Genomic DNA, 25374 nt, shown 5'->3' with positions numbered 1-25374 from the left:
CCTACGACCGAAGAGGGGTACCGCCTTGCCGCGAATGATCGCTAAGTTCGGTTTGGGCGAATTCGAGGAGGACGCGTGCGGCGAATCATCCTGGCCACGGCGCTCATGCTGGGCCTGATCGCGACGCCGGCGGCGGCCGACCCCTTGGTCATGCCGCACGTCGTCGTCACGCACCACACGGGGTGGGCCGAACTCGTCGTCAAGCAAGCCGGCGGCACCGTCGTCGCGAGCTACCCGCAGATCGGCGTCGTCGTCGCGTACACCGCGAAGGACGACTTCGCCGCGAAGGTCCGGAAAACGCCGGGCATCGACGCTGTCGGCGCGACGCGCACCGCGAAGATCCCGAAGGAGTTCTTCGCGCCCCGCAAGGACCTCCGCTACACCGGGCCGAACTCGCCGAACTCCGGCCAGGTCCCGCCGGAGGGCACGGCGTGGGACGTCCCGGCGCTGCACCTCCCCGAAGCGCACCAGGTCACCGACGGCAGCCGGCGCACCCTCGTCGGCGTCCTCGACGTCGGCGTCGACGACACCCACCCGGACCTGAAACCGGCGTTCGACAGCCGGAACTCCGTTTCCTGCCTGTCCGGCCGGTCCGACCGTGGCCCCGGTGCCTGGCGGCCCACGCTCGACGGCCACGGGACCCACGTCGCGGGCACGATCGCCGCGGCCCGCAACGGAACCGGCGTCGTCGGCGTCGCTCCGGGGGTGAGAATCGCCGCGGTCAAGCTCGCCGAACTCGACGACACCGAGACGGCCGAGAGCATGGTGTGCGGGTTCGTCTGGGCCGCCGAGCACGGGTTCGCCGTCACCAACAACAGCTACCGCTCGATCCCGTGGCGCTACAACTGCGACGACCAGCCGGACCAGGCCGCGGCGAAGCTCGCCGTCGGCCGGGCGGTCGCGTACGCGCAGCGCCGGAACGTCCTCGTCGTCGCCTCCGCCGGCAACGCCGGGATCAACCTCGACACGCGCTCGGCGGACAAGGAGAGCCCGGCCGACAGCACGCCGGTGGAGCGCCGGATCGACCCGAGCTGCACCCGGCTGCCGCACGAGCTGCCCGGCGTCGTCGGCACCGGCGCGCTCGACGAAAAGCTCGTCAAAGCGACCTTCTCGAACTACTCGGCGTCCCGGATCAGCGTCGCCGCGCCCGGCGCGCGCGTCTGGTCGACCTGGCCGAACGGCGAATACCGCTCCGCGAACGGGACGTCGATGGCCGCGCCGCACGCGAGCGGTGTCGCCGCCCTGATCGCGAGCGAGCACCCGCACTGGAGCGCCGAGCGGATCAAGCGCGCTCTCTACGCCACGGCGACGCCGCTGCCGTGCCCGGACGCCGTCTGCGCGTCCACGAAGGACGGAACGACCTACCACGGCCACGGGATGGTCGATGCGGCGAGCGCCGTCGGCGCGGGATGATGGCGCTCGTGCTCGATCACCTCGTCTACGCCGGTCCGGACCTCGCCGACGCCGTCGCCCGGGTCACCGCCCTCACCGGAGTCACGCCCGTGCCGGGTGGCCGCCACGTCGGCGTCGGCACGGCCAACCACCTCGCCGACCTCGGCGCGGGGATGTACCTGGAGGTCATCGGCCCGGACCCGGCCCAGCCGGACCCCGAAGGGCCGCGGCCGTTCGGCATCGACGACCTGACCGAGCCCGCGCTGGTCGCCTGGGCCGTCCGCACGACCGACATCGACGCGACGGTCGCCGCGGCCCGCGCCCACGGCTTCGACCCGGGCGACCCGATGGAGATGTCGCGCGAAACCGGCGACGGCGAAACGCTGCGCTGGCGCCTGACCCCGCCGAGCGTCCCGGGCACCCTGCACCCGTTCCTCATCGACTGGGGCGCCACCCCGCACCCGACGACGCGCGACCTGCCGTCCCTGCCGCTGCTGATGGTCACCGGCACCCACCCGGACCCGGATTCGGTGCTGGCGGCGACCGACGCGCTCGGCCTGGAACTGCTGGTCCGCCGGGCCGCGAAAGCCGGCCTGACGGCGGCCCTCCGCACCCCGGACGGCCGCCAGGTCGCGCTGAGCTAGCTACCGGACGCTCACCGTCATCCGGGTGGCCGTCAGGGCATCGGTGATCTCGGCCAGTGCGGCGCGAGCGCGGTCTTCCCCGAGGCGGTGACCGGTGCGGGCGTGGCACTCGAGGGCCGCGCGCGCGGCGGTCTCGGCCGCGTCGCGACGGCCCAGCCGGTGTTCGGTGAGCGCCAGCGCGGTCAGGGCGGTTCCCCGCTGGACGTTCCGGCCCGCGGCGACGGCTCCGGCGAGCGCGGTCTGGACGTAGTGGGCCGATTTGGCCAGGCTGCCCAGGTACCGGTACGAGACCGCCAAACCGATCCGGGCGTCGCCGAGGACACGGCTGTGTTCGTCCGTCGCGAAGAGGTCGGCGGCTTCGCGGAAATGGGCGAGCGCCTCGCGGTGACGGCCGCCGAGCTGGTCGACGGTGCCCTGGGCGACGAGGGCTTCGCCGAGGACCCGGACCGCGTCGACGGATCGAGCGGCGGCCAGCGCTTTTCGCGCCGTGTCGCTCGCCTCGTCCGCCCGGCCCGCATCGCGGTGCACCGCGGCCAGGTGGGACAGCGTTTCGGCGGCGTCCACAGCGGACCCGAGGGTTTCGAAGGCGGCCAGCGCCGCGGTCAGGTGCTCTTGCGCCGCCGGCAGCCTGCCCGCCGCGAGGTGCACCTGCCCGAGGTTGGAGCGGGCCGTCGCGGCGGCGTGCGGCGAGCGCACCCGGTCGCAGATCGCCATGGCCTGCTCGCTGCATTCGCGGGCCACCTCAAGCTCGCCGAGTTCCAGGTGGGCACTCGCGCTGTTGAGCAGCGCGTTGGCCACCACGAAGTCCTGTCCGGTACGCCTGCCCAGTTCCCGCCCTTCGGCGAACAGCTCGACGGCCGGCGCCGGCCTGCCGATCTCCAGCTGGATGATGCCCATGTTCAGCAGCGCCGCCCCTTCGATGGGCACCAACCCGGCACGGCGGCTCCTCTCGAGTGCCTGGCCCATCTCGTCCAGCGCCTCGGTGTGCCGGCCCAGCGTCCAGGCCAGGATGCCCAGGCTCATGTGCATCGCGGCCCGCGCTCCTTCGTCGCGGGCGTGCACGGCGGCTCGCAGTGCTGTGCGTGCGGCGGACGCCCACTGGGTCGTCGTGCTGCGTGAGTGGAAGTAGCCGCGAAGCGCGTCGGCCAGGTGCCAGGCGTAGGACGGCAGACCGGCGGGCTCGGCCGCTTCGATGGCGGCCATGAGGTTGGCGTGCTCGGTCTCGAGGTGGTCGCGGGCCTGGTCCGCCGAGCCGAACCGGGCACCGGGCCGCGGTCGCGGAAGCCGGCTGAGGTCCGGGTACAGCACGGTCCCCGCGGCGTCGGCGGCGTCGAGGTAGTGCGCGAAGAGCCGGCGCAGCGCCGTCCGGCGGTCCTCGGCCGGCTCCTCGCTGCGAGCGCACTCGGTCGCGTAGAGCCGCATCAGGTCGTGGAACTGGAACCGGCCGGGCACCGGCCGGCCGAGCATGTGCCGCGAGACGAGGTGGTCGAGTGCCTCGTGGGCCTCCGGCAGGCAGTGACAACCGGAGCTTCGCTCCGGGCCGGGGGCTTCGCCACCCGGACCCCCGCAAAGCCTGCCGTGACAACCGGAGCTTCGCTCCGGGCCGGGGGCTTCGCCACCCGTACCCCCGCAAAGCCTGCCGCAGCCGAGCACCGCGGCGGCGACCTCGGCGCCGAAGTCCTGGCCCGGCACGAGCCCGAGCAACCGGAACAGCCGCCGCGCCCGATCCGGCAACGCGTGGTAGGACAGGGCGAACGTCGTGCGCACGGCGGCTCGCGGATCGCCGGGGACGGCCAGCCGCCCCAGCCGGTCACCCGCGCGCAGCTCCGCGAGGTAGTGCTCGACGCCGCCGTCGAAGTTGGCCGCGGCGAGCCGCAGCGCCAACGGCAGGTATCCGCACAGCCGGGCGACTTCGGCCAGTGCGGCCGGGTCCGCGGTGCCGGCGCCCAGCAGGTCGGTGAACAGCGTCCGGGCCTCGTCCGGGCTCAGCGTGTCGAGTGTCACCACCCTGGCGTCGTGGAGCGCGGCGAGCCCACCGAGGTGTACCCGGCTGGTGACCAGGACGGCGCAGCCCGGTGTGCCGGGCAGCAAGGGGCGCACCTGCTCGGCGTCGGCGGCGTCGTCGAGCAGGAGCAGGACGCGCCGGTCCGCCAGCCGCGCCCGCAGCTGGGCCGCCCGCGCCTCGACCGATGCCGGGAGGTGGGCGCGGTCCAGCCCGGTGGCGTGCAACAGGTCCGCGAGTACCTCGGAAAGCTCGGCCCGGCCGAGCCGGACGTGCCACTGACCGTCCGGGAAGGCCGCGCGCAGCCGGTGGGCCACCCGCACCGCGAGCGCGGTCTTGCCCACCCCCGCCGGGCCGCACACGCCCACCACCGGAACGGCCGCCCCGGTCAGGGTGATCAGCAGCTGGTCCACGAGGTCGGCCCGGCCCGCGAACACCCGGACGTCCAGCGGCAGGGTGCACTGCGCGACCCAAGGTGCCGAGCGCGCCGGATCCACCGGCGGCGGGGGACCGGCGGGCGAGGCTTCGACCTCCCCGGTGAGCACGGCCTGGTGCAGCTCGCGCAGCCGGTCACCCGGCTCGATGCCCAGTTCGTCCCGGAGCCGGGTCCGCACGGTGCGGTACGCGGCCAGCGCTTCGGCCTGCCGGCCCGCGCGGTGCAGGGCGAGCATCAGCTGCGCCCAGAACCGCTCCCGCATCGGGTGCTCGGCCGTGAGCCCCCGGAGTTCGGCGACCAGCTCGGCGTGCCGGCCCGCGGCCAGCTCGACGTCGATGACCCGTTGGAGCACCTGCAGGCGCTCTTCGGACAACGACGGCGCCACCGTGGCCCGCAACGATTCCGACGGCACGTCGCTGAGCACCGGGCCACGCCAGAGCGCCAGGCCCGCGCGCAACGCTTCGGCCTGGGCGAGCGGGTTCCCGCGCACGGCGTCCGCACCGGCGACCGCGGTGCGGAACGCGTCGAGGTCGAGCGCGCCGGGACCGACCTCGATCGAGTAGCCGTCGCGGTGGGTGGTGATCGGCTCGGCGGGCGCGAAGGCCCGGCGCAGCCGCTGGACATAGGTCTGCACGGTGCTGCGGGCCCCCGCGGGCGGCGCGTCCGCCCACAGGTGCTCGATCAGCTCGGCGACCGAGACGACCTGTCCGGCGCGCAGCAGCAGCGACGCGAGTACCACGCGGTGCTTGCCCGCAGGCACCGGGACCTCGCACCCGCCGATCCGCACCCGCAGGGCGCCGAGCACGCCGAATTCCACCTGCGACCCTCCCCGGTCGGTCCCATGTGCCAGCAGAGTGTGTCAGGACGGAAGGGCGGTTGTTCGCCGAATGGGCGTATTGATCGTCAGCGCCGCAGGCCGTGTTGCTCGGCCTGCAACCGGTAGAGCTCGGCGTACCGGCCGTCGACGGCCATCAGCTCCTCGTGCGTGCCGTGCTCGATGACGCGGCCCTCGTCGAGCACGTAGACCCGGTCGGCGCGCCGGACGGAGGCCAGCCGGTGGGTCACCAGCACGATGGCCCGGCCGGCGTCGGCGAGGCCGCAGACCTGGTCGAACACCTCTGCCTCGGCGCGCGGGTCGAGCGCCGCGGTCGGCTCGTCGAAGATGACGACGGGCGCGTCCCGGTAGTGCACCCTGGCCAGGGCCAGCCGCTGCCACTGCCCGCCGGACAGCGCGGTCCCGCCCCAGAACTCCCGGGCCAGCAGCGTGTCCCAGCCACGGTCGAGCCGGGCGATCACCTCGTCCGCGCGGCCGAATCGCGCGGCCCGGCGCACGGCTTCGGCGTCCGGCGGCCGGGTGGAGCGGCCGATGGTGACGTTGACCCGGGCGGTGAACGGCCACTGGACGAAGTCCTGCGCGACGAGCGCGACCTGGTCGAAGACACTTTCGCGGTCCAGCTCCGACGTCGGCACGCCGTCCCAGCGGACGCTGCCCCGGCTTGGCAGGTACAGCCCGGAGAGCAGCTTGGCGAGCGTGCTCTTGCCCGAGCCGTTCTCGCCGACGAGCGCCACCACCTCGCCGCGCCGGACGGTCAGGTCCACGCCGCGCAGCGCGGGCTCGGCCGAGTTCGGGTAGCCGAAGTGCAGGTCGTGGGCCGTGATCGTGCCCGGGGTGTGCGGCAGTCGCCGGGTCCGGGCCGGCATCGCCTCGGCCTCGGCCCGCTCGCAGGCCTGCTGCCAGTCCTGGACGAACAGGCCCTGCTCGTAGAGGTCGTTGACGGCCATGACCAGCTTGGTCAGGTGCTGGGTCCCGGTCCGGATCGCGAGCACCACGGTGCCCGCGACCGCCAGTGGCACCGCGCCGGCGATCAGCAGCAGCCCGAGCGCGCCGTAGGTGGTGGCCTTGGCCAGCCCGGACACGCCGTCGGCGGCCAACGTCGTCCGGGCCTGGCTGTCGGCCAGCCGGGATTCCTCCGCCTCGGCCTGCCCGGCCAGGCGCCGGTAGTGGTCCAGCAGGAACCGGCCGCTCTGGTGGGCCCGGACCTCTTCGGCCGACGCCGGCTGGGTGAGCAGCGACGCCAGGGTGTCGAGCTGGCGGTGCAGCTCGGTCCACCGTTTCATCGAAAGGAACCGTGCCCGTGCGACGCGCACGGCGCCCCAGGCCGAGGGCAGGATCACCGCGAGCAGCATCGGCAGCAGCGCGGGGTGCAGCACGGCGAGGACGCTGCCCGCGGCGAGGAGGCCCGCGATCGCGTCGAGCAACGCGATCGTGGCCGTGGTGACCTGGCGGGCGGCCAGCGCCCCGCGCCGGGCGGCGGCGAGGTTGTTGCTGAACGTGGCGTCTTGCACGACGGCCAGTTCGACGGCGGCCGCCCGTTCCAGCAGCCGGACGTAGGCGGCCCGATCGACGCGCGGCCCGAGCCGCCCGTTGGCGGCACTGCCCACCGAGGACAGCACGCTGCGCAGCACCCCGCCCGCGACGACCCAGGCGATCGACGGCGCGGCGGTCAGGAGCAGTTCCCGGCTCGGCGGCGCGGACAGCAGGACGGCCAGCACGGAGTTCGTGGCCACGAGGATCACCGCCGTCGCCGCCCCCGCCAGTACGTTCGCCGCGACCGCGACCGGCAGGGTCCACCGGCCCGCCCGCCAGGCGATGCCGAACGTGATGCGCAGCAGCGCGGGCAGCCTGCGGAGCATGGCCCAGAAGCCGAGGGCGGCCGCCGCGCCTTCGTGCTGCGCGAACCCGTCGGTGAGCCGGATCCCGGTGCCGAACAGCGGGTCGTCGCCGTCCGGGCCGCGGCGGTCGTCGTTCTTCGTCGTCCACAACATGGGTCACGCCACCAGGAACAGTCGTGGCCACGCGGGTGGCCGGGGTGCGGTGAGTGCGGTCAGCACCAGGGCGATCCCGGCGGCACCGACCAGGAGGCCCGGGTTGTCCACTGTGGACCCGCCGGGCTCGACGTCGCGGAAGCCGAACACCGTGTCCGGCTCGTAGGCGTCCAGCAGGCGCGTGCAGAGCCGCGCGGCGTGCGTGCGATGCCGTTCGTCGCCGGTGTCCCACCAGAACAGGGCGGAAACCAGCAACGCACCCGCCGTGCCGTGGCAGAAAGCCGGTGTCCGGTGTTCGGTGTCGAGCAGGGCCAGCTCCTGGGCTCGCTCACCCAGCCGGACGTCGTCGAGGGCGCGGGCGGCCAGCCACAGCGCCCGGGCGGCCCCGGCCCGGCCCACGCACCAGCTGCCGTTCTCGAAATCGGCCGTGGCCACGCGGTTCGCCAACGCCCGGATGGCGGTCCGCAAGCCGGGGACCCGCCGATCCAGCAGTGCCAGCGCGGCGAGCGGCCCGCTCGCGCCGTGGGCCAGGCCGGGCTGGGGAAAGTCCGGACCGAGCCGCGCCAGTGCGTCGCCGAAGGTGGACAGCACCCGGGTGGGAGTGCCGGCGTCGAGCAGCAGGGCCGCGGTCCAGCCGGACAACCCGTGGACGACGTCATAGCCCGACTCGTGCGCACCGGCCGTCGCGAGAACCCGGTCGAGCGTCGGCAGCAGGGCGGCCGCGAGCTGTCCCCGCAGGCCGGCGTAGCGCGTCCCGCCGCGGCTGAGCAGGCCGGCCGCGGCCAGCACACCGGTGCCGCCGACGAACAGCGACAGCGAGCCGTCAGGCTCGTCGAACGCGGTGACGGCCGCGGAGAGGAACCGGTGCCCCACCCGGTCCCAGCCCGCCGCGGGGTCGGCGGCGTCCAGCGCGGCGCACAGCACGGCGGTACCCGCGTCACCAAAGGCCAGCGACACCGGCCGCCACCGCACCTCCTCGGCGAACGCGGACTGCCCGCCCAGCGCGGCGACGCCCGCGGCGATCCGTCCGGGATCGACCGCGCGCGCCGCCACGTCGGCGGACACTGCCGCGACCCGCGCCGCGAGGGCGGGGTCAAGCAGAGCCCGGAGCACCGTGGATCAGGTGTTGCACATGGTCGGAGCGAGCGGAGCCGCACTCTCCGGCGCGAACCTGGTGTAGCAGGTGATCGTGCAGTTGCTGGTCGTGGTGCAGCCCTCGGTCACGGCGGAGGCGTGCACGCAGTCGTCGGAGTAAGCCCCGTTGAGGGAGTACCTGTCCTTGCCGTCCTGCGGCAGGATCCGCAGCTCCAGCTCGAACATGGCGTCCTCTTCGGTCGGCGCCATCATCGTCATTCGTCGGTTTCCTTTTCGTGTCGATCTTCACGGGACCGGCCACAGCCGGCCCGGTTCCACCTTCCGGGCAGTCGCCGACGCCCTGCCGACGCTCCGCCGACGTCTCGCCGACGCGGGCCGGGAAGCCGGTGACGCGGTGCGGTGAAGCGTGGTTGTGTGCGTGGCGTTCCGATGTGGAGGGAGTCCCGGTGGTTCGCTACGTGCCTGACGAAGCAGCCGTGCTGCGCATGCCGACCGCTCCGGCGTCGCTGGCGGAGGCGACGCGGGTCAGCCTGGCCGACGCATCCGGTGTGCTGCGCACCGCGCTCACCGATCCGGTGGTGCGCGAGGCCGTCGAACTGTCGAGCACCGCTCTCGCCGGGGCATTGCGGAACGCGGACGCGGGACGCGCCGCGACGACCGAAGTGGACCGGGCAGCCCGCACGGTCGCCCGGTACCTGCTGCGCATGGCGGGCAGGCCGACCCCGTTCGGCCTCTACTCCGGCGTGGCGGTGGCGGCCTTCGACGACGCGACGAAGGTGCGGCTCGGCCCGGCACACCGCAAGGGCGTCCGGGTCGACGCGGGCTGGCTGACCGCGGTTGTGCTACGGCTGGAGGGCGATCCCCGCGTGCTGCGCACCCTGCGGGTGGTCGCGAACGACCTGTGTTTCACCCGGGGCGACCGGCTCGTCCTTCCGTACGTGGCGAACGACGGGGGCAAGGAGACGCGCTCGGCCCGGGAACTGTCCGTGCGCCGCACCCCGCCCGTCGACCTGGTCTTCGCACGGGCCCGGGAACCGATCGCCTTCACCGCGCTGGCCGGCGAGGTCGCCGCCGCCTTCCCGCGCGCATCCGCCGCGGCGATCGAGAAGATGCTGACCGGCCTGGTCACCCGGGACATGCTCCTGACCGACCTGCGGCCATCGCTGAGCGGCACGGACCTGCTCGGCCACGTCATCGACCGGCTCGCCGCGGTGCCCGATCTGCCGGAACTGCCGGCGCTGCGGGAAGCGCGCACCCTGCTGGCCGCCTACGCCGAAGCGCCGATCGGTGGCGGGCTGCCGCAGTGGAACCGGGCCGTCGCCGCGCTGCGCGCGATCCAGCACACCGAGCGGGCCCCGATCCAGGTCGACCTGCGCGTCGACGCGGAGGTGCGGCTGCCGCGCGAGGTCGCCGAGGAGGCCGCCCGCGCCGCCTCGGTCCTCACCCGGTTCGGGGCCGCCCGGCCGGAGCTGCCGCAGATCGCGCAGTACCGCGAACTGTTCGCCGAGCGGTACGGCATGCAGCAGCTGGTGCCGCTGGCCGAACTGGTCGACCCCGAACGCGGCCTCGGCGTGCCCGCGGGCTACCAGGTGCCGGACAGCGAGCGGCGCATGGAAGTCGAAGCGATCCCACCCACCCCGCTCGACGACACCCTGGCCGCACTCGCCCAGCGGGCGCTGCTCAACGGCTCGCTCGAAGTGGTGCTCGACGACGAGCTCGTGGACGCCCTCGCGCCGCACCGTCCGGACGCCCCGGCGCCGGACAGCGCCGAGCTGTGCGTCCGGGTGCTCTCCCCGTCCGCCGCGGCCCTGGACGACGGCGACTTCCAGCTGGTGGTGGGCCGGTCGGGCGGGTCGCCGAACGCGGGGGAGATGTTCGCCCGGTTCGCCTACCTCTTCGACGACCGGCCCCTCCCGGTGACACCCGACCAGCCGGAGCTGCTCGCCGCACAGCTGGTGTTCCGCCCGTTGCACGGCCGCATGGGCAACGTGCTGCAGGTGCCCTCGGTGTGCGGGCACACCCTCGCCATCGGGACGTTCGCCGAACGCGGGCGCGACGACGTGCTCGGCGTGGCCGATCTGGCCGTCGGCCTCGACGGCGACCGGCTGTTCCTGGCCGCGCCCGCGCTGGGCGCCGAGGTGCTGGCGGTTTCGCCGCACCGGGTCAACACCAGCCGGTCCACGGCGAACGTCGTGCGGTTGATCAGGGAGATCACCTCGACGGCGCACTGCGGGCTCGACCCGTGGTCGTGGGGCTCGGTCATCCGGCGGCTGCCGATGCAGCCGCGGGTCCGCTACGGCCGCACCGTGCTGGCCACCGCCACGTGGCGGGCGAGCAACCTGATGCGGGACACGAGCCTGTCCTGGGCGGACTGGAACACCGAACTCGACGCGTGGCGGGAGCGGTGGCGGGTTCCCGAGCGGGTGCAGGCCATCGACGGCGACTCCTGCCTGGAACTGGACCTCTCCGGTGAACTGCACCGCAGGCTGCTGCGCGACGAGCTGACCCGGCGCCCGGACACCCTCGTCGGGGAGGTGCTCGGCGGCCCGGCGGACACCGGCTGGCTCGACGGCCACACCGCCGAGCTGGTGGTGCCGATGCGCGGGGCCGGACCGCGCCGCACCGCCGCCCGGGTCGTCGCGCAGCCGCCGCCTTCGCGACCCCACCTGCCCGGCGGGGAATGGTTGTACGCCAAGCTCTACGCCTCGGCCGCCCGCCACAACGAGCTGCTGGCCGAGCACGTCGGCCGGCTGCGCCTGGACGCCGATCGCTGGTTCTTCATCCGGTACACCGACCCCGAGCCGCACCTGAGGCTGCGCTTCCACGGCTCGGCCGGCGAACTCCTGCCCGGCCTGCACGCCTGGGCCGCCGAACTGTGCGCCGCCGGCCTGGCGAACCGGCTCGTGCTCGACACCTACGTCCCGGAGTCCGCCCGCTACGGCGGTCCCGAGCTGATGGCGGCCGCCGAGCACGCCTTCCGCGCCGACAGCGAATCCGTCCTCGCCCAGCTGCGGCTGACCGAGCTGGGCATCGAACCCGGGTTGCTGGCCGCGGCCAACTACCTCGACCTCCTCGACGCGTTCGACCCGGACCGCGACTGGCCGGCGTGGCTGCTCGGCCAGTACCCCAAGGGCCGCCACCACCGCGACTTCCAGGCGGTGCGCCGGGAAGCCGTCGCGCTCCTGGACCCGGCGAGCGGCTGGCGTGCCCTCGCCGAGCGTCCCGGTGGCGACCTGCTCCTGCAGTCGTGGGCGGCGCGGAGGCCGGCGCTGGCGGCGTACGGCGAGCAGGCCCGCGCGAGCGGCGGAGCGCCGGACTCGCTGCTGACGGCGTTGCTGCACATGCACCACAACCGGCTCGTCGGAATCGATCGTGAAGCCGAGTTCCGGTCGCTGGCCCTGGCCCGAGGCGCCGTCGAGGCCCACCGCAACCGGGCGAGGTTCGGCAAGTGACCACAGTGGACGTGACCGCCGTCCGCACGCGGGCCGGGTTGGTGGTCGAGCAGGTCGCGCGCAGGCTGGCCGATCCGGTGGCGATGATGGCCGAGATGGCCGAGCGGTCGCCGGACCGGTGGACGCCGTTGTCCTTGTCGGACGGCTATCCCGCGACGGCGTTGCTGTTCGCGGAACTGGCGTGCGCGGACGCGGGCTACCGCGAAGTGACCCACCGCCACTTGGCCCTGGGCGCCCAGGCGGAACCGGTGGTGCACGGTCTCTACGTCGGAGCGGGCGCACTGGCTTTCGCCACTGCCCGGGCCGTGCGCAGACCCGGCGACTACGCCGGTCTCCTGTCCACTTTGGACGATCTGCTCACCGGCTGGGTCGCGCGCCGGCTCCACCCGGAGTGGGAGCGCCTGGCCTCGGGCACGGCGGGCACGGTGTTCTCCGCCTACGACGTGGTGACCGGCGTGACCGGGGTGGGCAGGCACCTGCTGGACCGCGGCGCGGTCGAGGTGACGCGCGCCGTGCTGCGGTACCTGGTCGCGCTGACCGAGACCGTCGGCGGGCGGCCGGGGTGGTGGGCCGAGCACCCGGCCACGAAGGCCGGGCAAGCCGATGCCGGGATGGCCCACGGCATCGCGGGGCCGCTGGCCCTGCTGGCGCTCGCCTGGCAAGCCGGGGTCCGGGTGCCGGACCAGGAGGCGGCGGCCGAGCGGATCGTGGACTGGCTGCTCACCTGGTCGGACCTCGACGAGCACGGCCGCTACTGGCCGGCCTGGATCGCCGCGGCGGAGCTGGCCGGCCGCCCGCCGCGGCTGGCACCGACCAAGTCGGCCTGGTGCTACGGCACTCCCGGCATCGCCCGGGCGCTGGCCCTGGCGGGCTCGGCGTTCGGCCGTCCGGAGTGGACGGACGAAGCCGTCTGCGCGCTGACGGCGACGCTGCGCCGGCCCGCGGCCGACCTCGGTCTGGTGGATGCCGGCCTGTGCCACGGCTGGGCCGGGCTGCTGCACCTGGTTTCGCGGACCGGCCGGGAGACCGGTTCGCCGGAACTGCTCGCCGGCGCCGACCGGATCGCCGCCCACGTCCTGGACTCCTACGACCCCGGTTCCGCGTTCGGCTTCCGGGCGGACGGGAACAGCGACAGCGCCGGGTTCCTGGAGGGCGCCGCGGGCGTCGCGCTGGCCCTGCTCGGCTGGCTCGGCACACCGGCATGCGGGTGGGACGCGGCGCTGCTCGCCGCATGACATCTCGGCACAGGGAGAGAAATGACTGACGACTACACGACCGACCCGACCTGGGCGGCGCTGTTCGCCAAGCCCGAGCAGGCCCAGGACCTGCGCTGGGGCCGGGAGCACCTGGTGTTCGCCGCCGCCGATCCCGTGCGCGAGCTCGTGACGCGCGAGAAGATCGAGCACTGGCTGGTGTACGGCAACCTGCGTTATCCGCAGCTCACCGTGAGCTACGGCGGAGACGCCGCGCCGGTGACCACCTTCACCCGGTCGCGCACGCTCAACCAGCACCAGCTCACCGGTTGCGCCCACGCGGACGACATCGGCGAGCACCTGGAGCGCGGGGCGACGCTGGTGCTCAGCAACATGGAGCACTACGACCCGCAGGCCGCCCGGCTCTGCCGCGACATCGGCGCGGCGGTGTCCGGCTCCACCCAGACGTACGCGTACCTCACCGCGCCCGGCCGGTTCGGCAGCCGCCCGCACCGCGACAGCGCCGACGTGTTCGCCGTGCAGGTCGAAGGCACCAAGGAGTGGACGCTCTACGACCTCCCGGACGGCGGCGACTGGAACCGGGGGTACATCGACGAGGACACCCCGGTGAGCGCCAAGGTGGTACTGGAGCCGGGGGACGCGATCTACGTGCCGTCCGGCCTCGGCCACCGTGCCCAGGCCGGTCCGGAAGGTTCGCTGCACCTCACCATGTCCATCGGGGTCCCGCGGGTGCACCAGGTGATCGACGTCCTGGCGGAAGACCTGCGGTCGCGGTTCAACCGGAACGAAGCGCTACCCCCGGGGCAGCCGGGGCGCACCGGGATCGTGGCCGAGGCGCTGCGCCGCATGGCCACCGCGATCGAAGAGGCCGATCCCGCGGCGATCGCGGGCGCGCTGGTCCGGCCGAACCCGTGGCCGGTGGAACCGCGACGACTGCCTTGGTGAGCGCGTGAAGGCCGCCTCGGGGAATTTCCTCGAGGCGCCCTTCACGAACCGGTGATCAGGCCTTGCCCTCGCGCCACAGGTTGGTCATCGGCAGCCGCCGGTCGCGGCCGAAGGCCTTGAACGTGATCTTCGTGCCCGGCGGGTACTGGCGCCGCTTGTACTCGGCCTTGTCGACCATCCGCACCACGCGGTCGATGGTCTCCGGGTCGAAGCCCGCGGACACCAGGTCGGCGTACCCGCGGTCGCCCTCGACGTAGTCGTCGAGGATGTCGTCCAGCAGCGCGTAGTCCGGCAGCGAGTCGGTGTCCACCTGGCCCGGCCGCAGCTCGGCCGACGGCGGCTTGGTGATGGAGTTCTCCGGGATCGGCGGGGTCTCCCCGCGTTTCACCGCTTCGGCGTTGCGCCACCGCGCCAGCTGCCACACGTGCGTCTTGAAGACGTCCTTGATCGGGGCGAAGGCGCCGACCGCGTCACCGTAGATCGTCGAATACCCGACGGCGAGCTCGGTCTTGTTGCCCGTGGCGAGCACCAGGTGACCGTCCAGGTTGGACAGTGCCATCAGGAGCATGCCCCGCGTCCGCGCCTGGATGTTCTCCTCGGCCAGGCCGGTCAGGGAGAGCTGGTCGACGTACACACGCACCATGTCCTCGACCGGCTCGACCCGGTAGTGCGCGCCGATCCGCTGCGCCAGGTCGGCGGCGTCGTCCTTCGAGTGCCCCGACGAGTACTTCGAGGGCATCGAGACGCCGTAGACGTTGTCGCCGCCCAGCGCGTCCGCCGCCAGCGCCGCGCAGACCGCCGAGTCGATGCCGCCGGAGAACCCGAAGGTCACCGACGAGAAGCCGTTCTTGTGCACGTAGTCCCGCAGCCCGACGACCAGCGCGTGCCACACCTCGGCCTCGTCGGACAGCGGCTCGCTGATCACCGGCGTGGCCGTCGGCTCGTACGCCGGCAGCGGATCCTCGCTCAGCACTCGCCGCCGGACGTCCAAGCCCTCGTACGAGCCGTCGCCCGCGTACCCGGTCTTCGGCAGGTCCATGTCCAGCACGAGCAGGTGCTCGACGAACTGCGGCGCGCGCGCCAGCAGCGTGCCGTCCGCGCCGACGACGAGCGAGTCGCCGTCGAAGACGAGGTCGTCCTGTCCGCCGATCTGGTTGGTGTAGACCAGGGGCGCCCCGGCTTCGGCGGCGCGCCGGGCGATGAGCGGCAGCCGCTGCTCGTCCTTCGACCGCTCGTACGGGGACGCGTTCGGCGCCACGACGAGGTCGACGCCGGCGCGGCCCAGCGCCGAGACCGGCCCGCCGTCCTGCCAGAGGTCCTCGCAGATGACCATGCCGATGTCGAGCCCGTGGAACCGGACGACGTCGAGCGTCGTGCCCGGCTTGTACCAGCGGTGCTCGTCGAAGACGCCGTAGTTGGGCAGGTGGTGCTTGAACTGCCGGGCGACGACCTCGCCGCGGTAGAGCGCCGCGGCGGCGTCGCGCGGGCCGACGTCGTCGAGGTCGAGGTAGCCGAGGTAGGTGAGCACTTCGCCGCACCCGGCCTCGTCGAGGCGGCGCGCCAGCGACTCGACGCCCTGCCGCGAGGCGGCGGCGAAGGTCTTGCGGAGCGAGAGGTCCTCGATGGGGTAGCCGGTCAGGGACATCTCGGGGAAGACGACGACGTGCGCGCCGGCTTCGGCGGCCCGCCGCGTCCACTCGACGTGCAGATCGGCGTTGCCGTCGAGGTCGCCGACGGTGGGGTTGACCTGGGCGAGTGCGATGCGCAGTTGCGGCATGCCGCCATTCTGGCTCACGGTCACCCGGAAGGCCGAGCGAATGTGGGCGAAATCGAAAGGCCCCCGCCCGGCGAACCGGAGGGGGGCCTGCCGACGGAAGCGGCTACTTCCGCTTGATCATGCTCCGGACCTTCTTGATGGTCTGCTCGAAGTCCGAATCGAACGGGTTGTCGTGCACCAGGTACGTCCACGTCGTGTTCGCGCGCCGCACGCCCGCCTCACCGAGGTCGATGCCCTCGTCGGTCAGCTCCGCCTCTTCGAGCGTCTTCGCGGCCCGGGAATCGGCCTCGCCGATGATCTTGTGGAACTCCGGGATCGCCGCGCGGTGGAACTCGTCCAGCGGCGTCTCGCGGGCCAGCGCGCGCAGGTGGATGCTCTCGCGGACGTCGGTCAGGTACGCCAGGTGGTCGGACCACAGCTGGTCGACGTGGAACAGCAGCACCTCGCGGCACATCTGCTCCAGCTTGTCCTGGTCGTCGAGCTTCTCCTTCAGCTCGCCGAACTTCTCCGGGTGCGCCTTCTCGAGCTGCTCCACCGCGTACGCGGTGCGAAGCACCTTGTCGCGGTGCACCAGCAGGTCCCGCCGCTGCCGCTCGATCAGTCGCGTGTAGCGCCAGGTGTTGCGGTGGATCTCCAGGTCGACACCCTCGGCGACGCGCTGGGCGTGGTTGAGCTGCCGCAAGGCCGCCGGGTCGGTGATCTCGCCGGTCTCCTCGTCGTCGGTGATGCCCTCGGGCACGTCCGGCGCGTTCGACAGCACGAGTTCGTCGTTCAGGCTCGCGAAGAAGATCGCGCTGCCCGGGTCGCCCTGCCGGCCGGAGCGGCCGCGCAGCTGCCCGTCGAGCCGGCTCGACGGGTACCGCGCGGTGCCGATGACGTGCAGCCCGCCCAGCTCGACGACCTCTTCGCGGGTCGCCCCGTCGGTGCCGCCCAGCCGGATGTCCGTACCGCGGCCGGCCATCTGGGTGGACACGGTGACCGCGCCCTTCTTGCCGGCCTCGGCGATGATCGCGGCCTCTTCGGCGTCGTTGCGCGCGTTGAGCACGACGCACTCGAGGTCGACCTTCGCCAGCTTCTCGGCCAGCTCTTCGGACTCGGCGACGTCCTGGGTGCCGACGAGGATCGGCCGCCCGGTCTCGTGCACCGTGCGGATCTCCTCCTCGATCGCCCGCAGCTTCTGCGACGGCGAGGCGAAGACCCGGTCTTCGAGGTCTTCACGGATGTTCGGCGTGTTCGGCGGGATGACCGCGACCTCGAGCTCGTAGAACTCCCGCAGCTGCTCGGCGACCGCGACCGCGGTCCCGGTCATGCCGGCGACCTCGGGGTAGCGCGCGAGCAGCGCCTGGACGGTGATCGAGTCCAGGATCTCGCCGCGGTCGGTCGCGGTGACCTGCTCCTTCGCCTCGACGGCCGCCTGGAGGCCGTCCGGCCAGCGCTGGAGCTCGGCGACGCGGCCACGGGCGGCGTTGATGAGCTGCACCTTGCCGTCGCGGACCAGGTAGTCGACGTCGCGGGTGAGCAGCGCGTGCGCGTGCAGGGCGACGTTCACCGCGGGCAGCCGGTCCGACGCCGTCTCGCCGTAGAGGTCGTCGACCTCCAGGCCGAGCGACTTCGCGACGACGGACGCGCCGGCGTCGGTCAGCCAGGCGTTGCGGCCCTCGCTGTCGGTCTCGTAGTGCAGGCCGAGGCGCAGCCGCCGGACGACCTTCGCGACCTCTTCGTCGGCGTCGGTGTGGTCGATCGAGCCGGCCATCACCAGCGGGACGCGGGCCTCGTCGACCAGCACCGAGTCCGCCTCGTCGACGATGGCGACCTCGGGGGCGGGCTGGACGAGGTCGTCGACCGACGTCACCAGCCGGTCGCGCAGCACGTCGAAGCCGATCTCGGCGACGGCGCCGTACGTGACGTCCTTGGCGTAAGCCTCACGACGCTCTTCGCGGGAGTGCGCGGGCTCGACCCAGCCGACCGACACGCCGAGCAGGGCGTACACCGGGCCCATCCACTCCGCGTCGCGGCGGGCCAGGTAGTCGTTGACCGTCACGACGTGAACGCGCTTTCCGCGCAGGGCGTACCCGGCCGCGGCCAGCGCACCCGCGAGGGTCTTGCCCTCACCGGTCTCCATCTGGACGACGTGCTTGGTGAGCAGGCCCATCGTGCCCAGCACCTGCACGTCGAACGCGCGCTCGCCGAGGGCCCGCCGCGCGGCCTCGCGGCCCAGCGCGCACACCTCGACCAGCTTCTCGTCGCCGAACGCGGTGTCCTTCAGCGTCTCGCGAAGCTTGCCCGCCCGCTCGGTCAGCTCCTCGTCGGAGAGCTTCTCGAGCTCTGGTTCGAGCTTCTCGACCGCGGGCAGCAGTGCTTCGTAGCGGGTCAGCTCGACGCTGCCCGGCCGCTGGATGATCCGGCGGAGCTTCTTGCCCACCCGGCTGATCAGTGCTGCCACCCCTGGTCTCCCGTTCTCTCTCGCTCGACCGGCCTCCACCACCCAACGCGACGGTGGTGCGTTCGAGTTCCGCGGCCGGATGGGACGATCCAACCGTGTTCCCACATCCCAGCGCCAGGTCCCGTAGTCGCAGGATCACCGCGATTGCGACATCCGTGCTGTTCGCGGCCTCGCTGACCGCGTGCACGTCCACCGGCAAGACCGAGCCGCCCGCGCCGACGACCGAGTCGCACCCGCCGTCCGGGCCGGTGCCCGCCGGTCTGGAGCGGTTCTACGGCCAGAGCCTGAGCTGGGCCGACTGCGCACCTTACGCGACATCGGAAGACTCGCGGTCGGCGTTCCAGGCGAAGGACGTCCAGTGCGCGCGCCTGACCGTGCCGCTGGACTACGCGAACCCGGCGGGCGAAACGATCACGCTGGGCCTGCTCCGGCGCAAGGCGACGGACGCCGGGGCGCGGATCGGCTCGCTCGTGGTCAACCCGGGCGGGCCGGGTGCGTCGGGCATGGTCGCGGCCGCCGGGCTGGCCAAGCCGACGACCAGCACCGGGCTCGGAAAACGCTTCGACCTGGTCGGTTTCGACCCGCGGGGGATCGGGGCGAGCCAGCCCGCCATCCACTGCCTGACCGACCAGGAACGGGACGCCGACCGCTCCGACGACAGCGAGACCGACGGCTCGCCGGCGGGCGTGCTGAAGCAGGAATCGCAGGAAAAGGACTTCGCCGCCAAGTGCGCCCAGCGCACCGACGACGGCACCGGGATGCTGGCCAACGTCGGCACCCGCGACGTCGCGAAGGACCTGGACGTCCTCCGCTCGGTCCTCGGGGATGAAAAGCTCACCTATTTGGGCTACTCCTACGGCACCCGGATCGGGTCGGCGTACGCCGAAGCGTTCCCGAAGAACGTCCGCGCGATGGTCCTCGACGGCGCGGTGGATCCCGAGCAGGACGCGGTCGAGTCGCTCGTCGCGCAGGGCCAGGGCTTCGGGACGGCGTTCACGCAGTTCGCGAAGTGGTGCACGGCCCAGCAGGACTGCGCGCTCGGCGCGGACGCCGGCGGCGCGGTGAAGGCGTTCCAGGACCTCGTCCGCCCGCTGATCGACTTCCCGGTGCCGGTCGGCGACGGCCGCAAGCTCTCCTACGAGGACGCCACCACCGGCGTCATCCAGGCGCTCTACCAGGAAAGCCTCTGGGACACCCTGAACTCGGGCCTCAACGAGCTGAAGCAGCAGCGCGGGGCGACGCTCGAGAAGCTCGCCGACATCTACAACGAACGCGACTCCGACGGCAAGTACGGCACCACGCAGGACGCGTTCACGGCTATCCGCTGCGTCGACGACCCGCGCGTCACCGACCCGGCCGTCATCCTCAAGGCGCAGGAGGAGTACGTGAAGGTGGCGCCGTTCCTCGACGACGGCCGCCCGGCTTCGGCGGCCCGCGACGCCTGCGCCTTCTGGCCGGTGCCGAACACGTCCGAACCGCACGTGCCGAACATCGAAGGCCTGGCGAAGACGCTGGTCATCTCGACGACCAACGACCCGGCGACGCCGTACCAGGCCGGCGTCAACCTCGCGAAGGGCCTGAAGGGCGCGCTGCTCACCTTCGAGGGCACCCAGCACACGGTGTTCCTGCAGGGCGTGAAGTGCGTGGACGAAGCGGGCACGGACTACCTGGTCGACGGCACGGTGCCGCCGGACGGCAAGCGGTGCTCGGGGCAGTAGCTGTGACAACCGGGGCGTCGCCCCGGGCCGGGGGCTTCGCCACCCGGACCCCGCAAAGCGCTATGTCTGCTCGGTCAGCGACAGCTCGATCATCACCGGGCTGAGGTGGTCGCCGGCCGGCGGGACCTGCACCCACAGCCGCACGAAGCGCCGCGGGCCGTCGTCGGCGACCCAGACCTTGACGTTGAGGTCGGCGCCGATCGGCGGGAGCACGCTGTGCGCGACGGCGGCGGGCACCCGGCCGGCGACCCGCAGCGCGGGTGCGCCGTCGACGTTCTCGCGGCCCTCGGTCTTGGCGTCGGTCACCCCGTCGAGCAGCCGCTTCAGCCCGCCTTGCGGGCCGAGGAACGCGCTGATCCGGTACTCATCGGGCAGCGAGTCCTGGCCGTCGTGCACGGCGAACGGGAACTTGGTGTGCCCGCCGGTGGTGGTGTCGTCCTGGACGTCGGCCGTGCCGGTCGCGGTGCCGCCGTCGCCGAGGGTCGCGTCGCCTTCGATCTGGCGGAGCGGGAACCCCGGCAGCACGCCGTTGACGCCGGCCGCGAAGTGCACGCTCCGCACCGAGGCGAACGACGTCGCGGCCTCGCTCACCAGGGCAGCGCCCGCCGGGAAGGGGCCGCGGGTATCGGGCGAGCCCGTGCAACCGGCCGTCAGGAGAAGCGCGAGCAGCAGCGCGAGGCGGGGCATGGCGAAAGCCTACTGTTGGCCCAATCCTTGCGGATGATGTCCTTCCGGCCACTTTCGACCTCACGCGCGGGCGATGAGACTGCCGGGGTGACCGTTGAGACCCGTCCCGCCCCGAAGCTGCACCGCGCGTGGCTGATCGCCGGCGCCGCTTTCGTCGCGCTGCTCGCCTCCGCCGGCTTCCGCGCCGCTCCCGGCGTCCTGATCGACCCGCTGCACGAAGAGTTCGGCTGGTCCCGCACCACCATCAGCTCCGCCGTCTCGGTGAACCTCGTGCTCTTCGGCCTCTTCGCGCCCTTCGCGGCCGCGTTGATGGAGCGCTTCGGGATCCGGCGCGTCTCGGCGACGGCGTTGACCGTCATCGCCCTCGGCGCGGGCGGCACGGTCTTCATGACCGCGAGCTGGCAGCTCGTGCTGTGCTGGGGCGTGCTGGTCGGCCTCGGCACCGGCTCGATGGCCATGGGGTTCGCCGCGATGGTCGCCGCGCGGTGGTTCGTCCGCAGTCGCGGCGTCGTCACCGGCGTCCTGACCGCCGCGGGGGCCACCGGCCAGCTGATCTTCCTGCCGCTCATCGCGAACCTGGCGGTGGGCTCGGGGTGGCGCACGGCGTCGCTGGTGATCGCGATCGCCGCGCTCGCCGTCGTCCCGGTGGTCCTGCTGGTGATCCGCGACCACCCCGCCGACGTCGGCACCACGGCCTACGGCGCGCCCGCCGAGGCCGAGGTCGCGCGGCCGGCGCCGAAGACCGGCTCGGTCCGCCGCGCGCTCTCCGTGCTGGGCCAGGCCGCCCGGACGCGGACGTTCTGGCTGCTCGCGGCCGGCTTCGCGATCTGCGGCGCGACGACCAACGGCCTGGTCGGCACCCACTTCGTCCCGGCCGCGCACGACCACGGCATGCCGCAGACGACCGCGGCGGGCCTGCTGGCCCTGGTCGGCGTCTTCGACGTCGTCGGGACGATCTTCTCCGGCTGGCTCACCGACCGCATCGACCCGCGGATCCTGCTCGGCGTCTACTACGCCCTGCGAGGGCTGTCGCTGGCGCTGCTGCCGCAGCTGTTCACCGACTCCGTGCAGCCGAGCATGTGGGCCTTCATCCTGTTCTACGGCCTCGACTGGGTGGCCACGGTCCCGCCGACGGTCGCGCTCTGCGTCCGCGCGTTCGGCGACGCCGGGCCGATCGTGTTCGGCTGGGTGTTCGCCTGCCACCAGCTCGGGGCCGCGTTCGCCGCGTCGGCCGCGGGCCTGGTCCGCGACCAGCTCGGGAACTACACCCTGGCCTGGTATTCGGCCGCCGTGCTGGCCGTCATTGCGTCGGTCGCTTCGCTGGCCATCACGCGGGCGAAGAAGCCCGTTGCGGTACTCGCGACGTGACTTCGGCGGCCACGGCGCGTCGCGAAACACGCCGTTAACACGCTGTGGTTAGGGTGCGGCCATGGATCGCCAGCAGGAATTCGTGCTTCGCACGCTCGAGGAGCGCGACATCCGTTTCGTCCGTCTCTGGTTCACCGATGTGCTGGGGTTCCTCAAGTCCGTCGCGGTCGCGCCGGCGGAGCTCGAAGGCGCTTTCAACGACGGGATCGGCTTCGACGGTTCGGCCATCGAGGGCTTCGCGCGGGTCTACGAATCGGACATGGTCGCCAAACCGGACCCGTCCACCTTCCAGGTGCTGCCGTGGGAGACGCCGGAGGGCGGCCCCTACTCGGCGCGCATGTTCTGCGACATCGCGATGCCCGACGGCTCGCCGTCGTGGGCGGACCCGCGGCACGTGCTCCGCCGCCAGCTGTCGAAGGCCGCCGAAGCGGGCTTCACCTGCTACGTCCACCCCGAAATCGAGTTCTTCCTGCTCTCGACCATGCCGGACGACGGCAGCGAGCCGGAGCCCGCGGACAACGGCGGCTACTTCGACCAGGCCAGCCACGCCACCGCGACGCACTTCCGCCGGCACGCCATCGAGACGCTGGAAGCGATGGGCATCTCGGTCGAGTTCAGCCACCACGAAGGGGCACCGGGCCAGCAGGAGATCGACCTCCGCTACGCCGATGCGCTGACGATGGCCGACAACGTGATGACGTTCCGCTACGTCGTCAAGGAGGTTGCGCTGACCCAGGGCGTGCGCGCGACCTTCATGCCCAAGCCGTTCACCGACCAGCCCGGTTCGGGGATGCACACGCACGTCAGCCTGTTCGAAGGCGACCGCAACGCCTTCTACGACGCCGAGGACCCGCACGAGCTGTCGGAGACCGGCAAGGCCTTCGTCGCCGGGGTGCTCCACCACGCCAAGGAGATCTCGGCGGTCACCAACCAGTGGGTGAACTCCTACAAACGCCTGATCAGCGGCAGTGAGGCCCCGACGACGGTGTCGTGGGGCCGGGCGAACCGGTCCGCGCTCGTCCGCGTCCCGATGTATTCACCCGGAAAGGCGTCATCCCGACGGGTGGAAATCCGTACGCTGGACTCGGCGTGCAACCCGTACCTGGCGTACTCGGTCATCCTGGCCGCCGGGCTCAAGGGGATCGAAAAGAGCTACGAGCTGCCGCCACCCGCCGAGGACAACATCTGGCAGCTGAGCGACTCCGAGCGGCGCGCCGCCGGGTACGCCCAGCTACCCCAGAACCTGGGAGAAGCACTGGCCGAGATGGAGAAGTCCGAACTGCTGCCGGAAGCGCTCGGCGAGCACGTCTACGACTTCTTCCTCCGGAACAAGCGCGTGGAGTGGGACAACTACCGCAGCGCGGTCACCCCGTACGAACTCCGAACCCTCTTGCCGGTGCTCTGATGGGGCGGCGGCCGGTGTTCCTCGCGATCCTGGCCGCCGCACTCGTGCTCGTCCCCGCCGCGCCCGTCGCTTCGGCGGCTCCTTCGAGGTTCGACCTCGACTCCGCCGACATCCCGGCCCTGCAGGCGCGGATGGCGTCGGGCCGGCTCTCCGCCGTGGGCCTGACCAGCACTTACCTCGACCGGATTCACCGGATCGACGGTAAGGTCAACGCCGTCCTGGCACTCAACCCGTCGGCGCTCGGCCAGGCCGCGGCGAGCGACGCCCGGCGTCGCGCGCACCGCCTGCGCGGGCCGCTCGACGGCATCCCGGTGCTGGTCAAGGACAACGTCGACACCCGCGACCTGTGGACGACGGCCGGGTCGCGGGCGTTGCGCAGCCACCCGGCCGCGGACGCGACCCTGATCACGCGGTTGCGCGCGGCGGGCGCGGTGATCCTCGGCAAGGCGAACCTCTCCGAATGGGCGAACTTCCGCGCCGCGAAGCCGACGTCCGGCTGGTCGGGTGTCGGCGGGCAGACGAACAACCCGTACGTGTTGGACCGCAACCCGTGCGGGTCGTCCGCGGGGTCGGCGGCCGGCGTGGCGGCGTCGCTGGCCCAGGTCGCGATCGGCTCGGAGACGGACGGCTCGATCGTGTGCCCCGCCGGGATGACCGCGACGGTCGGGCACAAACCCAGCCTCGGCCTGGTCAGCCGCACCGGCGTGGTGCCGATCTCGGCCGAGCAGGACACCGCGGGCCCGATCGCCCGCAACGTGGTCGACGTGGCTTTGACGTTGTCGGTCCTGCAGGGGAGGGACCCGTCGGATCCGGCCACGCTCACCTACCCGCGCACCCAGCCGAAGGACTACGCGAAGCTGCTTCGCCCGGGCGTCCTGCGCGGCGCGCGGATCGGCCTGTGGCGGCTGCCGGTGCTCGGCCCGGCGACCGACGCGATCATGACGTCCGCCAGGAATTCCCTGGTCAAAGCGGGGGCGACGGTCGTCGACGTGACGCTGCCGTACCAGGACCGGCTGGGGGAGCTGGAGTTCCCGGCGCTGCTCACGGAGTTCCACCGGGACATCGACGCGTACCTGGCGACCCGCCCGTCCGGGCCCCGGAACCTGGCCGAGCTGATCGCCTACAACCGTGCGGACCCGCTGGAGCAGACCTGTTTCGCGGGGCAGGAGCTGTTCGAGCAGGCACTGGCCGCGCCGCCGCCGTCGGACCCGGGCTACCTGGCCGGGCGCGCCGAGCTGACGGACCTTTCGCGCCGGTCCCTGGACGAGACGCTGGCCGCGCACGGCCTGGACGCGATCGCGTCGCCGACCAACCCGCCGGCGTGGAAGACGGACTGCGCGGTGGGCGACAACGACGTGATCCCCTCCTCGACCCCGGCCGCGGTGGCGGGCTACCCGGACGTGACGGTGCCGGCGGGGTTCGCCGGCCCGCTCCCGGTGGGCATCTCGTTCATGGGCGCCCGGTGGTCCGACTCCCGGATGCTGGCGCTCGCGGCGGACTTCGAGCGGGTGGCTCCGGCGCGGGTCCCGCCGCGGTACTTGCCGACCTCGCCGTCGTAGCCCTCCGTAAGCACTCTGACCTGCTGCGATGCCGTTAAGTGACCCCCCTGTTCGGGGCCCGTTCCGGGGCATGTAATCTTCTCTTCGTCGCCAGGAACACCGGGTCACACCGGGGCCGCAAGCCCCGGAGACCAGGCCGGGACGAGCGGGTTGACACCGCGGATCGGACCGGGTAATGTTCAGCGTCGGCCCACGAGCGGCCGCCGACCCCCTACGACTAAACCCGTAGGCTGAGGCATGCTCGACCAAAAGCTTGTGAATATCGCTTGGAACAACTGCCGAGGATTTAGCCGCCGATAACGCGGGTGGATTCAGAGTGTGTTGCTTGAGAACTCAACAGTGTGCTAGTGAACTAAGCCAGTAGAGCTTATGTATTGAACCTCGTATGAGGTTCCTTTGAGAGCAAGTATT

At 72.6% G+C, this 25374-nt stretch carries 16 protein-coding genes; 9 read left to right on the top strand and 7 right to left on the bottom strand.

What is annotated here, in order from left to right; translation table 11 throughout:
- The first annotated feature begins 75 nt into the window (after nucleotides 1-75).
- Nucleotides 76-1413: a S8 family serine peptidase gene (locus ACFVYA_RS04395; RefSeq protein WP_387042304.1), complete on the top strand. Its 1338-nt coding sequence runs from the start codon at nucleotides 76-78 to the stop codon at nucleotides 1411-1413.
- Between the two features lie 8 nt (nucleotides 1414-1421).
- Nucleotides 1422-2036: a VOC family protein gene (locus ACFVYA_RS04390; protein ID WP_285988571.1), complete on the top strand. Its 615-nt coding sequence runs from the start codon at nucleotides 1422-1424 to the stop codon at nucleotides 2034-2036.
- Here ACFVYA_RS04390 and ACFVYA_RS04385 read toward each other — a convergent pair whose 3' ends face one another.
- The 4 genes from ACFVYA_RS04385 to ACFVYA_RS04370 form a co-directional block, all read right to left on the bottom strand.
- Nucleotides 2037-5291, bottom strand: coding sequence for a BTAD domain-containing putative transcriptional regulator (locus ACFVYA_RS04385; protein ID WP_387042300.1), 3255 nt, complete (start codon nucleotides 5289-5291; stop codon nucleotides 2037-2039).
- Between the two features lie 86 nt (nucleotides 5292-5377).
- Nucleotides 5378-7300, bottom strand: a complete 1923-nt coding sequence (locus tag ACFVYA_RS04380) for an ABC transporter ATP-binding protein (RefSeq protein ID WP_387042298.1) — start codon at nucleotides 7298-7300, stop codon at nucleotides 5378-5380.
- A 3-nt stretch (nucleotides 7301-7303) separates the two neighbouring features.
- Nucleotides 7304-8365: a lanthionine synthetase LanC family protein gene (locus tag ACFVYA_RS04375; RefSeq protein WP_387042295.1), complete on the bottom strand. Its 1062-nt coding sequence runs from the start codon at nucleotides 8363-8365 to the stop codon at nucleotides 7304-7306.
- Nucleotides 8366-8419: 54 nt separating this feature from the next.
- Nucleotides 8420-8653, bottom strand: a complete 234-nt coding sequence (locus tag ACFVYA_RS04370) for a hypothetical protein (protein ID WP_285988575.1) — start codon at nucleotides 8651-8653, stop codon at nucleotides 8420-8422.
- Nucleotides 8654-8853: 200 nt separating this feature from the next.
- Between ACFVYA_RS04370 and ACFVYA_RS04365 the strand changes: the two genes are divergently transcribed.
- Genes ACFVYA_RS04365 through ACFVYA_RS04355 form a run of 3 tightly spaced genes read left to right on the top strand, consistent with a single transcriptional unit; the run spans nucleotide 8854 to nucleotide 14006 of the window.
- Nucleotides 8854-11847, top strand: coding sequence for a lantibiotic dehydratase (locus ACFVYA_RS04365; RefSeq protein ID WP_387042292.1), 2994 nt, complete (start codon nucleotides 8854-8856; stop codon nucleotides 11845-11847).
- On the top strand, nucleotides 11844-13082 hold the full coding sequence (locus tag ACFVYA_RS04360; protein WP_387042289.1) for a lanthionine synthetase C family protein: 1239 nt from the start codon (nucleotides 11844-11846) through the stop codon (nucleotides 13080-13082). Before ACFVYA_RS04365 ends, ACFVYA_RS04360 begins: the two co-directional genes overlap by 4 nt.
- Before the next feature lie 21 nt (nucleotides 13083-13103).
- Nucleotides 13104-14006 (top strand): JmjC domain-containing protein, encoded by a 903-nt coding sequence (locus tag ACFVYA_RS04355; RefSeq protein WP_387042286.1) that lies wholly within the window; start codon nucleotides 13104-13106, stop codon nucleotides 14004-14006.
- A gap of 55 nt (nucleotides 14007-14061) precedes the next feature.
- On the opposite strand, the gene ACFVYA_RS04350 is transcribed toward ACFVYA_RS04355, so the two are convergent.
- Both ACFVYA_RS04350 and secA2 read right to left on the bottom strand, forming a co-directional pair.
- Nucleotides 14062-15783: an NAD+ synthase gene (locus ACFVYA_RS04350; protein WP_387042283.1), complete on the bottom strand. Its 1722-nt coding sequence runs from the start codon at nucleotides 15781-15783 to the stop codon at nucleotides 14062-14064.
- A 103-nt stretch (nucleotides 15784-15886) separates the two neighbouring features.
- Entirely contained in the window at nucleotides 15887-18226 is a 2340-nt protein-coding gene (gene secA2, locus ACFVYA_RS04345) for an accessory Sec system translocase SecA2 (protein WP_387042281.1), read from the bottom strand.
- A 155-nt stretch (nucleotides 18227-18381) separates the two neighbouring features.
- On the opposite strand from secA2, the gene ACFVYA_RS04340 reads away from it, so the two are divergent.
- Nucleotides 18382-19944: an alpha/beta hydrolase gene (locus ACFVYA_RS04340; protein WP_387042278.1), complete on the top strand. Its 1563-nt coding sequence runs from the start codon at nucleotides 18382-18384 to the stop codon at nucleotides 19942-19944.
- Nucleotides 19945-20004: 60 nt separating this feature from the next.
- Here ACFVYA_RS04340 and ACFVYA_RS04335 read toward each other — a convergent pair whose 3' ends face one another.
- On the bottom strand, nucleotides 20005-20631 hold the full coding sequence (locus ACFVYA_RS04335; protein ID WP_387042275.1) for an LppX_LprAFG lipoprotein: 627 nt from the start codon (nucleotides 20629-20631) through the stop codon (nucleotides 20005-20007).
- A gap of 87 nt (nucleotides 20632-20718) precedes the next feature.
- Here ACFVYA_RS04335 and ACFVYA_RS04330 point away from each other — a divergent pair, with 87 nt between their 5' ends.
- The 3 genes from ACFVYA_RS04330 to ACFVYA_RS04320 all read left to right on the top strand — a co-directional run bounded on the left by ACFVYA_RS04330 (nucleotide 20719) and on the right by ACFVYA_RS04320 (nucleotide 24963).
- Complete coding sequence (locus ACFVYA_RS04330; RefSeq protein ID WP_285988584.1) at nucleotides 20719-21999, top strand: MFS transporter; 1281 nt, start codon at nucleotides 20719-20721, stop codon at nucleotides 21997-21999.
- A 61-nt stretch (nucleotides 22000-22060) separates the two neighbouring features.
- Nucleotides 22061-23404 carry a type I glutamate--ammonia ligase gene (gene glnA, locus ACFVYA_RS04325; protein ID WP_285988585.1) on the top strand — a complete coding sequence of 448 codons (1344 nt, stop codon included), beginning with the start codon at nucleotides 22061-22063 and terminating at the stop codon, nucleotides 23402-23404.
- Entirely contained in the window at nucleotides 23404-24963 is a 1560-nt protein-coding gene (locus tag ACFVYA_RS04320) for an amidase (protein WP_387042271.1), read from the top strand. The genes glnA and ACFVYA_RS04320 overlap by 1 nt, the downstream gene beginning before the upstream one ends.
- The last annotated feature ends 411 nt before the right edge of the window (nucleotides 24964-25374 follow it).

Origin of the sequence: Amycolatopsis sp. NPDC058278 (assembly GCF_042881395.1) — a bacterium.
GTDB lineage: Bacteria > Actinomycetota > Actinomycetes > Mycobacteriales > Pseudonocardiaceae > Amycolatopsis.
The sequence above is the reverse complement of the archived record's forward strand: the minus strand, read 5'-3'. Positions and strand labels throughout refer to the sequence as shown.

Coding starts and splice junctions, on each gene's coding strand:
- ACFVYA_RS04355 (WP_387042286.1), top strand. CDS start 13,104: ATGACTGACGACTACACGACCGACCCGACCTGGGCGGCGCTGTTCGCC.
- ACFVYA_RS04335 (WP_387042275.1), bottom strand. CDS start 20,631: ATGCCCCGCCTCGCGCTGCTGCTCGCGCTTCTCCTGACGGCCGGTTGC.
- ACFVYA_RS04370 (WP_285988575.1), bottom strand. CDS start 8,653: ATGACGATGATGGCGCCGACCGAAGAGGACGCCATGTTCGAGCTGGAG.
- ACFVYA_RS04350 (WP_387042283.1), bottom strand. CDS start 15,783: ATGCCGCAACTGCGCATCGCACTCGCCCAGGTCAACCCCACCGTCGGC.
- ACFVYA_RS04380 (WP_387042298.1), bottom strand. CDS start 7,300: ATGTTGTGGACGACGAAGAACGACGACCGCCGCGGCCCGGACGGCGAC.
- ACFVYA_RS04320 (WP_387042271.1), top strand. CDS start 23,404: ATGGGGCGGCGGCCGGTGTTCCTCGCGATCCTGGCCGCCGCACTCGTG.
- glnA (WP_285988585.1), top strand. CDS start 22,061: ATGGATCGCCAGCAGGAATTCGTGCTTCGCACGCTCGAGGAGCGCGAC.